The 9,241-nt window shown below is 69.2% G+C and carries 11 protein-coding genes; 2 read left to right on the forward strand and 9 right to left on the reverse strand.

All coding sequences use genetic code 11. From position 1 onward, the window contains the following. Window positions 1–8: 8 nt before the first annotated feature. The 5 genes from truA to ACYQ0J_RS08880 all read right to left on the reverse strand — a co-directional run bounded on the left by truA (window position 9) and on the right by ACYQ0J_RS08880 (window position 5,332). Window positions 9–770 (reverse strand): tRNA pseudouridine(38-40) synthase TruA, encoded by a 762-nt coding sequence (truA, locus tag ACYQ0J_RS08860; protein WP_460171795.1) that lies wholly within the window; start codon window positions 768–770, stop codon window positions 9–11. A gap of 111 nt (window positions 771–881) precedes the next feature. Beyond that, window positions 882–1,928 carry an ABC transporter ATP-binding protein gene (locus ACYQ0J_RS08865; RefSeq protein ID WP_460171796.1) on the reverse strand — a complete coding sequence of 349 codons (1,047 nt, stop codon included), beginning with the start codon at window positions 1,926–1,928 and terminating at the stop codon, window positions 882–884. Then, entirely contained in the window at window positions 1,907–3,460 is a 1,554-nt protein-coding gene (locus tag ACYQ0J_RS08870) for an ABC transporter permease (protein ID WP_460171797.1), read from the reverse strand. The genes ACYQ0J_RS08865 and ACYQ0J_RS08870 overlap by 22 nt, the downstream gene beginning before the upstream one ends. A 16-nt stretch (window positions 3,461–3,476) precedes the next feature. After that, on the reverse strand, window positions 3,477–4,472 hold the full coding sequence (locus tag ACYQ0J_RS08875; RefSeq protein WP_460171798.1) for an iron ABC transporter substrate-binding protein: 996 nt from the start codon (window positions 4,470–4,472) through the stop codon (window positions 3,477–3,479). 83 nt (window positions 4,473–4,555) lie between these two features. Beyond that, window positions 4,556–5,332 carry a metalloenzyme gene (locus ACYQ0J_RS08880; protein WP_460171799.1) on the reverse strand — a complete coding sequence of 259 codons (777 nt, stop codon included), beginning with the start codon at window positions 5,330–5,332 and terminating at the stop codon, window positions 4,556–4,558. A gap of 85 nt (window positions 5,333–5,417) precedes the next feature. Between ACYQ0J_RS08880 and ACYQ0J_RS08885 the strand changes: the two genes are divergently transcribed. Continuing rightward, window positions 5,418–5,849, forward strand: coding sequence for an OsmC family protein (locus ACYQ0J_RS08885; RefSeq protein WP_460171800.1), 432 nt, complete (start codon window positions 5,418–5,420; stop codon window positions 5,847–5,849). Window positions 5,850–5,854: 5 nt separating this feature from the next. Here ACYQ0J_RS08885 and ACYQ0J_RS08890 read toward each other — a convergent pair whose 3' ends face one another. The 3 genes from ACYQ0J_RS08890 to ACYQ0J_RS08900 are packed head-to-tail and all read right to left on the reverse strand — an operon-like array spanning window position 5,855 to window position 7,898. Continuing rightward, the gene (locus ACYQ0J_RS08890) at window positions 5,855–6,583 is read right to left on the reverse strand and encodes a zinc ribbon domain-containing protein (protein WP_460171801.1); all 729 of its coding nucleotides are present in this window, start codon (window positions 6,581–6,583) and stop codon (window positions 5,855–5,857) included. After that, a complete protein-coding gene (locus tag ACYQ0J_RS08895; RefSeq protein WP_460171802.1) occupies window positions 6,571–7,209 on the reverse strand; it encodes an MBL fold metallo-hydrolase in 639 nt (212 codons plus the stop codon). Before ACYQ0J_RS08895 ends, ACYQ0J_RS08890 begins: the two co-directional genes overlap by 13 nt. Further along, the gene (locus tag ACYQ0J_RS08900) at window positions 7,206–7,898 is read right to left on the reverse strand and encodes a sulfurtransferase (RefSeq protein WP_460171803.1); all 693 of its coding nucleotides are present in this window, start codon (window positions 7,896–7,898) and stop codon (window positions 7,206–7,208) included. The genes ACYQ0J_RS08895 and ACYQ0J_RS08900 overlap by 4 nt, the downstream gene beginning before the upstream one ends. A gap of 98 nt (window positions 7,899–7,996) precedes the next feature. On the opposite strand from ACYQ0J_RS08900, the gene ACYQ0J_RS08905 reads away from it, so the two are divergent. Next, complete coding sequence (locus ACYQ0J_RS08905) at window positions 7,997–8,464, forward strand: Hsp20/alpha crystallin family protein (RefSeq protein ID WP_460171812.1); 468 nt, start codon at window positions 7,997–7,999, stop codon at window positions 8,462–8,464. 46 nt (window positions 8,465–8,510) lie between these two features. On the opposite strand, the gene ACYQ0J_RS08910 is transcribed toward ACYQ0J_RS08905, so the two are convergent. Beyond that, window positions 8,511–9,241, reverse strand: a 731-nt coding sequence (locus ACYQ0J_RS08910; protein ID WP_460171804.1) for a cystathionine beta-lyase, incomplete at its 5' end; no start/stop codon positions are given.

Raw genomic sequence — 9,241 nt, forward strand, 5'->3', positions numbered from 1 at the left:
CAACTTGGCTAGGGGCTAAGCCGCTCCCTTGGGTAAAGGGCCGCCACGAAGTAAAGCCCCTGGGGTGGGGCAGCGGGACCGGCCAGGCGCCGGTCCCCGGTTTTTAGGATCGCCTCGAGGCTTTCCGGGGCGCGCCGCCCGAGGCCCACCTCCAACAGGGTGCCCACCATGCCCCGCACCTGGCCGCGGAGGAAGCTTTGGCCGCGGAAGTGGAGGTGGACCTCCTGGCCCAGCTCGCCCTCGGCGACCTCCAGGCGGGCCTCGTAGAGTTCCCGCAGGCCCTCCCGCACCTCGGCGGTGGCGAAGCCCAGGAAGTTGTGCCGCCCGGGGAGGTAAGCCAGGGCCTCCTCCATGGCCTTTAGGTCCAAGGGCTTCCCCACCCAAAGCGCCCGGTGGCGGAGGAGGGGGGAGGGGTGGGGCCTAAGGAGAATCCGGTAGCGGTAGGCCCGCCAGAGGGCATCCCTGCGGGCGTGGAAGTCCGGGGCCACCTCCTGGGCGGAGAGTACCTTGAGGTCCTCCGGCAGAAGGCGGTTTAAGGCCTCGGGAATCCGCTCCGTGGGGATCCTGCCCGGCAGGTCAAAGTGGAAGGGCATGGCCAGGGCGTGGACCCCGGCGTCGGTGCGGCCCGCGGCCACCGCCTTGGGGAGGGCCCCGATCCGGGGGAGGGCTTCCTCCAGCTCCCCCTGCACGGTGCGGAGGCCCTGCCGTTGCCGCTGGAGCCCGGCGAAGCGGGTGCCGTCGTATTCCGTGAGGATGAGGATGCGGCGCACGCCCGAAGCTTATACCCTTTCCCCCATTTCCTTCGCCCCGTGGCCACCGAAAGTCCCCACCAGACCCGTTGCCGGGGCCCCCATGCTGGCGCAAGCCAGCATGGGGTGGTACTAGTCCGTGCCCACGGGGGTCTTGGCGGGATGGCCCTCGAGGGCCACCCCCACCCCCACCACCCCCACCCGCACCTGGTCCCCCACGCGGAAGGGGCTTTCCGGCCCCTCCTGGACCAGGATCTCCTTCTCGGGGGAGAAGAGGCGCACCCGGTAGGTGAGGTCGTGCCCCTTGAACTCCCGGGCCACCACCTCCCCCAAGGGGCCTTCCCCCGGGGGGGCGAGCCTCAAGGCCTCGGGGCGCAGGGAGAGGAGGAGCGGCCCGAAGGCGGGCTCGGCCAGGGGCACCGGGCCCAGGCAGGTTTCCGCGTACCCCCCCTTGCCCTCCCCGGGAAGGAGGTTGGTGCGGCCCAGGAACTGGGCCACGAAGGGGGTCCTGGGCCGCAGGTAGACCTCCTCGGGGGTGCCCACCTGCAAAAGCTCCCCCCCGCGCATCACCCCCAGGCGGTCGGCGAAGGAGAGGGCCTCCTCCTGGTCGTGGGTGACCAGGAGGGCGGTGGTGCCCGTCTCCTTCAGGACCTTGCGCACCTCTTCCCGGGTGGCGGCCCTAAGCCCCGCGTCCAGGCTGGAGAAGGGCTCGTCCAGGAGCACCAGCTTGGGCCCCGGGGCCAGGGCGCGGGCCAGGGCGATGCGCTGCTGCTGGCCCCCGGAAAGCTCCCCCGGCTTCCGGTCTTGGAAGAGGGTCATACCCACCCGTTCCAAGGCCCGCCGGGCCCGCTCCAGCCGGTCCTTGCCCTTAAGGCCGAAGGCCACGTTGCCTAAGGCGGTGAGGTGGGGAAAGAGGGCGTAGTCCTGGAAGACGAAGCCGATGCCCCGTTTTTCCGGGGGCAAGGGGGTGATGTCTTGGCCCTCCAGGAGGACCCGTCCCGCCAGGGGGCTTTCCAGCCCCGCCACCACCCGCAAGAGGGTGGTCTTGCCGCACCCCGAGGGCCCAAGGAGGGCGAGGATCTCCCCGGGGTAGACGGAAAGGTCTATCCCCTTCAGCACCTCGTGCTCCCCGAAGCGCTTGGAGATGCCCTCTAGCACTAGAAGCGGCGCTCGCTCCAAAGCAACACCCCCACGAAGGCCGCCGAGAGCAGGGTGATGAGGAGGGCAAAGGGGGCGGCCTCGGCGAACATGGCTTCCTGAGTGTAGCCGAAAACCCGGGTGGCCAGGGTGGCGTAGCCCATGGGGGCCAGGAGGAGGGTGATGGGAAGCTCCTTCACCGCCCCGATGAAGGCTAAGGCTCCCCCGGCCACCGCCCCCCGCCACAGGAGGGGGAAGGTGACGCGGAAAAAGGCCTGGGTCGGGGAGGCGCCCAGGGTCCTGGCCGCCTCCTCCAGCCGCCTCGGCACCTGGTACAAGGCCCCCCGCACGGGCCCCAGGCTTTCCGCCAGGAAGTGGAAGGCCAGGACCAGGACCAGAAGGGGCAGGGTGCCGTAGAGGAAGGGGAGGCTCTTGAGGCTGAAGAAGATCCAGGCCAGGGCAAAGGCCAGGGGGGGGATGGCGTAGCCCAGGTAGGCCACCCGCTCCAAAAGAGGGGAGGCGGGGGCGGGGTGGCGCACGGCCAGGTAGGCGATGGGGAGGGCCATGCCCACGGCGAGGAAGGCGGTGGGGAGGGCGGCCAGGGCGGAGTGGAAGAGGGCCTCCCAGAGGCCCGAAAGGCCCTCCAGGGGGAAGTGGCGGGCCAGGTGGAAGAGGGCGTAGAGGGGAAGGACCAAGGCCAAAAGCACGGGGAGGAGGAGCAGGAGGTAGGCCCAGGGCGCAAACCACCCCAGGCGAAGGGGCCCGGCCTTCCGGCCGCTGCCCCTGCCGGTGCGGGCCAGGCTCAGGCGGCGAAGGAGGAGCCCCTCCAAGAGGAGGAGCCCCCCGGTGAAGAGGAGGAGGAAGAGGGCCAGCCAGGCGGCGTACACCCGGTCAAAGGCGGCGTTGTACTGGAGGTAGATGGCGTAGGAGAAGGTCTCGTAACGGAGAAGGCTCACCGTGCCGAAGTCCCCCAGGACGTGCAGGCCCACCACCAGGTACCCGGAGAGGAGGGCGGGGAGAAGCTGGGGGAATGTGGCCCGGAAGAAGGCCTTGGCCGGGCCCATGCCCAGGGTTCGGGCCGCCTCCTCCAGGCTCGGGTCCAGGCCCAGGAAGGCGGCCCTGAGCCCCAGGAAGAGGTAGGGGTAGGTGATGAGGGAAAGCACCAAGAGCGCCCCCCAGTACCCCTCGGGCCGGGGGAGGGGGAGGAGGCCCCCGGGCCCCGTGGCCGCCAGGAGCACGTAGGCCCCCACGTACCCGGGGAGGGCGAGGGGCAGGGTGAGGAGCACGGAGAAGAGGCGCTTGCCCCTGAGGTCGGTGCGGGTGGTGAGGAAGGCCAAGGGCAAGGCGATGAGGGTGGTGAGGAGGAGGACCCCGAGGAGGAGGGCCAGAGTGTTCTGGATTAGATCCAGGTTCTTTGCCCTAAAGAGGATTTCCCCTAAGGTCCTGGAGTCGGCCTCGAGGGCCCTAAGGACCAGGTAGAGGAGGGGAAGGGCGACCCCGCCCCCCGTGAGGAGGGCGGGCACCAGGAAGGGCAGGAGCCCGGGGAGGTGGTGGAGCCTGCGCGCGCCAGTCATGGGCCAAGGGGGGCCGCTAGAGGATGCCGAGTTCCCGCAAAAGCTTCAGGGCCTGCTCCAGGGGGAGCTTCTCCAGGTCCAGCCTGGGGCTCTTCTTAAGGGCCTCGTCCAGGGGGAGCAGATGGGCGTCGGTCACCACCCCCTTCACCAGGGGGTACTCGCCCACGCTGCCCACGAAGTACTGTTGCCCCTTGGGCGAGAGCAGGTAGGCGAGGAAGCGGTTGGCGGCCGTGAGGTTCCTGGAGGTTTTGAGGATGCCGGCCCCCGTGACCAGGGCCAGGTTGCCCACGTCCCCGTCCCTGAAGTGGTGGATGCCCAGGGCATACCCCGCCCGGCGGAAGCGGACCGCGTAGTAGTGGTTGGTGGAGCCAAGGTCTATCTCCCCGGCGCGAATGGCATCCAGCATGGCCGGGTTAGAGGCGTAGGCCTTGGGGGAGAGGGCCTTCATGGCAAGGAGCCACTCCCGGGCCTTCTGCTCCCCGTGGAGGGCGATCATCCCCGCCACCATGTCCTGGAAGCTGGAGTAGGTGGGGGTCCAGCCCACCCGCCCCTGGAGGCCCCTCTCCTGGGCGAAGCGGGGGAGGTCGAGGAGGCTTGCGGGAAGCTCCTCGGGCTTGAACTTCTGGGGGTTATAGGCCAGGACCCTAAGCCGCAACGTGACCGGTACCCAGGCCTTGGAGGCGGGCGCAAAGGCCACCGCCTGTTTGAGGAGGGTGTCCCCCAGGGGGCGGAGTAGCCCCTGGGCCGCCGCCTGGCCCAAGGCCCCGGCGGTGTTGGCCCAGAAGATGTCCGCGGGGGAACGGCTTCCCTCCTCCTGTAGGGCGGCCAGGATCTGCGCGTCGGTGCCGTAGCGCACCTGGACCCGGATGCCGGTTTCTGTCTGGAATTGCTTCACTAAAGGTTCCACCAGGCTCTGCCCACGCCCCGAGTAAATGGTCAGGGTCTGTCCTTGGGCCAGGGCCAGGCTTAAGGCCATCGCGCCGATGAGGGTGAGGAACCGCTTCGGTTTCATCTTGCCTCCCGCTGTTTGCCCTGGGTTTTCCCAGGAAGAGGGCGCCCTCTGCCTGGGGACTCTACCCCAAGGGGGAGATAAAGTCAAGTATTCCGGTCGGATTTTATAAGTTTAGAAGTGATAATCACTTGCAGCCAGGGTAAGATCCCCTCCAGGTCCCGCGGCCAGCCCGGGGCCTCCCCGGTGTAGAGGAGGGGGACGGGGTTTAGGGTGTGGTGGGGGTGCCAGGGCTCCTCGGCGTTGCCGTGGTCGGAGGTGAGGAGGAGGGTGCCCCCCGCCTCCAGAAAGCCCTTTATGAAGGCGGAGAGCTCCCCAAAACGCGCGGGCAAGGTCTCGGGAAAGCGGTGGGCGGCCAGGTCCAAGGCCCAGTACTCCAACACCACCAGGTGGAAGTCCCGCGCCAGGCCCGCCGCCCTGGCCCCCGCCCCATAGGGGTCCTCCCAGAAGCCGGGGGTAAGGGCCAGAGGGTGGCCCAGGGGAAGGAGGGGTAGGCCCGCGAGGCGGGCGGCCTGGGCGAAGGCGGAAAGGAGAAGCCTTTTCCCTCCCGTGGCCCTTTGCAGGTACTCCGGGCGGTACGCGTTGGCGTGGAGCACCTTTAGGCCCCTTTCCCTGGCCCAGGCGTAGAGGCTCTGGCCCAGGAGGGGCCGGAGGCTTGGGCTTGGGAAGGGGCCCTGGTGGTGGCCGAGGAGCCTGGCGGCGTTGACCCCGGTGAGGAGGGTGGTCTGACCCGTGCCCGACTGGGGCAGGCCCTCCACCCCTAAGGTGGCGTCCAGGGGCTTGGGGCCGAGCTCCACCAGGAGGGGGAAGAGGTCCCCCAGGGCCTCCCCCAGGCCGAGGCCGTCCACGAAGAGGAAGAGCACCCTCTTATGCTACCGGGGGCCATTGTGCTCCTAGGCCCGAAGGTTTCTCGGGGGTGAGGTAGGCTTTGGGGAAGAGGAGGGGCATATGCCGGTACGCAAGGCCAAAGCGGTATGGGAAGGCGGTTTACGGCAGGGGAGCGGCGTCATGGAGCTCCAAAGCCAAGCGTTTAAGGGGCCTTATTCCTTCCCCTCCCGGTTTGAGGAGGGACCGGGCACCAACCCGGAGGAGCTCATCGCCGCCGCCCACGCGGGGTGCTTCTCCATGGCCTTGGCCGCCAGCCTGGAGCGGGAGGGCTTTCCCCCTAAGCGGGTCGCCACCGAGGCCCGGGTACACCTGGAGATGGTGGAAGGAAGGGCCACCCTCACCCGGATTGAGCTTATCACCGAGGCGGAGGTGCCGGGAATAAGCCCGGAGAAGTTCCAGGAGGTCGCGGAGGCCGCCAAGGAGGGGTGTCCCGTTTCCCGGGCCCTGGCGGGGGTGAGGGAGATCGTCCTCCAGGCGCGCCTTCTGGGTTAAGCGCCTCACTCCCCTTTCCAGAGGAGCCGACCGCAGGAGGGGCAGCGGGTGAGCTGCCCCTGCACCACCTTTTGGGCCACGTGGGTGGGCAGGACCACGTTGCACCCCTCGCAGCGGAAGACCTGGCCCTGGCGGAGCATGCGCACCACCCCCGTGCCCTTGCGGGCCCGGCGGATGGCCTCGTATTCCTTCAGGACGGGGCCGGGAATGCTTCCCGCCATCAGGGAGCGCTCCTCCAGGCGCCGGGCGATCTCCTGGCGCAGGGCCTCCACCCGGATCCGGTTGGCCTCCAGGAGCTCCTCCAGGCGGGGCCTTAAGGCGGCGAGCCCCGCCTCCACCCGGCCGATCTCCGCCTCCAGGTTCTCCATGGCCTCCATGATGGGGGTGGAGAGCTCCAGGAGCTCCTTGATGCGGTCCTTGATCTGTTGGATGCGGTTCTCGTACTGGGTCTGCTCGCGGGCGCTTTGGGCCTGGCGTTGCTCGGCCTCCGCCTGCTTCTCCTTGGCGGTGAGGTCCTCAATGTCCAGGCTGTGCCGGTTGTACTCCTTGCGCAGCTCCGCCTGCCGTTCCAGGAGACTTTCCAGCTCTTGCTCCAAGGCCTCCACCTGGGCCTTGACAGAAAGGAGCTCCTCGGGGAGACTTTCCGCCTCCTTCTGCAATCGGTCTATCTCAAGGTCCTTCTCCTGAAGGTCAAAGAGCGCCTTGAGTGCCTCCGCCCCGTTCACATCTCCCATTCTAACCCCCGGAGGAAGGGGTTCGTGCGGGCCTCGAGGGCCAGGGTGGTGCCGGGCCCGTGCCCGGGGTGCACCTCCGTTTCCGGGGGCAGGGTGAGGAGGCGCCTTAAGGAGCGGGAAAGGGCCTCCCGGCTGGCCCCGGGGAGGTCGTAGCGGCCGATGCCCCCCCGGAAGAGGAGGTCCCCGGAAAAGACCCGGGGCCTTTTGGGTTCCGCCTCCCCGGGGTAGAAGAAGGCCACGTGCCCGGGGCTGTGGCCGGGGAGGTGGAGGACCCTGAACCCGAAGAGGCGCATCCCCTCCTCCAGGGGCTCCACGGAAAGCGGTGGGGCGGGGATGGCAAACCCCCAGGCCCGGGCGGCCTCCGCCGCGTGGCGGTAGAGGGGGAGGTCCAGGGGGTGGAGGAAGACGGGAAGCCCCAAGGCCTCCACCAGGGGGGCCACGGCCCCCACGTGGTCAAAGTGGGCGTGGGTGAGGAGGATGGCCTTAGGGGTGAGGCCCACCTCCCGGAAGAGGGCGAGGAGCCTTTCCGGCTCGTCCCCGGGGTCTATGAGCGCCACCCCTTCCCCCGTGTCCACCAGGTAGGCGTTGGCCTGGAGGGGGCCTAAGGGGAGGGAGAAGACCCTCATGGCTCGGTGGGTAGGCCTTCTTGCAGCCACTCGTGCATGGAACCCAGGTAGTTCCTGGCCCGCACCCCCAGGCTCCTCAGGACGAAGAAGGCCACCGCGCTCCGGGCCCCCGAGTGGCAGTAGACCCCCACCTCCTGCCCGGGGGCAAGCCCCAGGGCTCCCAGGACCTGGCCCGGCTCCAGGAAGATCTCCAAGGGGGCGTTCCGGCTGCCCGGAATGCGCCCCCCCCGGGGGCAGCAGGGGGGGTGGACCTTGCCCTGGAACTCCTCGGGGCTCCGCACGTCCAGGAGGAGGGGGTGGCGGGCGGCCTCGTCCGCAGTGAGGAGCCAGTCCCGCCGAAGCCTGGCCACCACCTCCGTGCGCTCGGGGGTGGGCTCCTCCTTCTCCGTGGCGTAGGGCTCCCAGCCCTCGGTCCAGAGCTCCACCTCCAGCCCGCCAAGTCCCAGGAAGAAGGCGGTGCGGCAGAGGCGGCTGGTGAGCCCCTCGTCGTATAGGACCACCGGGCTTGTGAGCCCCAGGGATTGGAAGAGCTCCGTGAGCCCCGCTTCCAGGGCCCGTAGCTCCCCCTCCTCCCGCAGGCGAAGCCGGGGGGCGGAGAGGTCCAGGTGGCGCGCCCCCGGCAGGTGGCCCGCCTCGTAGGCGGGCCGGGGACGGGTGTCCACCAGAACGGCGTCTTGGGGCAAGGGCATGGGCCTGATTATAACAGACATAAGGGTAGGCGGGTAATGGTGAGGATACTTGACAACAGAAGACGCAGGTGATATTAGTAGAAAAGGAGGTGATGGCTATGGCCCTGGTGCGTAGGGATGCTCGCCCTGCGGAGATCACGCCCTTCCGTACGTGGGGTCCCTTCTCCCTCTTGGAGGAGGCCAACCGGCTCTTTGAGGAGGTCTTGGGCGATTTCGCCCGGCCCGCGGCGGTGGCCTACGTGGCGCCCGCGGACCTCTACGAGACCGATGAGGCCCTGATCCTGGAGATGGCGGTGCCGGGCCTCGCCCCGGAGGACCTGGAGGTGAGCCTCGAGGGCAACAAGCTCACCGTCCGGGGCCAGGTGAAGCCCGTGGAGGAACCCAAGGTGCGCCGGTACTACCTGCAGGAGGTCCCCCACGGCTCCTTCGTGCGCACCTTCAGCCTGCCGGTGGAGGTGGACGCCTCCCAGGCCAAGGCGGAGTTCCGCCACGGCGTCCTGCGGCTCACCATGCCCAAGGTGGCCGAGGCCCGGGCCAAGCGGATCCCCATTGAGGTGGTCCAGTAGGGGCATGGCCCTTTTCCCCCTGGGTACCTCCCAGGGGGTTTTGCTTTTAGGCCCGCTTTAGGGCCTCGGTGAGTCGCTTTAGGGCCTCTTCCAACACCTCCGGGTAGGTGGCGAAGTTGAGGCGCACGTAGCGGTCGTACCCCTCCCCGAAGTTCTCCCCCGGGTTTAGGGCCACCCGGGCCTCCCGGAGGAGGTAGCCCGCCGCCTTGGGGATGGGGGTTTTGAGCCAGGCCAGGTAGGTGCCCTCCGGGGGGAAGTGGCCGAGGCCTAGGGCCCTGGCCCAGGCCGCCACCCGGTCCCGGTTGGCCCTGAGCCGGGCCAGGATTCCCTGAAGCCACGCCTCCCCCTCCCGAAGGGCCGCCTTCCAGGCGGCCATGGCCAAGACGTTGGGGAAGGTGTGGGGGAGGTGGCGCCTGAGGGCGTCCACCAGGGGCTTGGGTCCCACCACCGCCCCCAGGGGCAGGCCCGCCAGGTTGTAGGCCTTGCCCGGCCCCAGGAGGGTGAGGGTGCGCTCAGGGAGGAAGGTGCTTAGGGGCACGTGGGGGCGCTCGTAGGTGAGGGGGGCATGGAGTTCGTCGGAGACCACGATGAGGTCGTGCTTGCGGGCGATGGCGGCCACCGCCTCCAGCTCTTCCTCGCTAAAGACCCTCCCCGTGGGGTTTTGCGGGTGGCAGAAGAGGAGAAGCCTTGTGGCGTAGGCCAGGCGCTCCAGGCCGGCCAGGTCCAGGCGGAAGCCCCCCTCGGTTTCCTGGAGCGGATTGGCCAAGACGGTGCGTC

The organism is Thermus sp. FJN-A, from assembly GCF_054655095.1.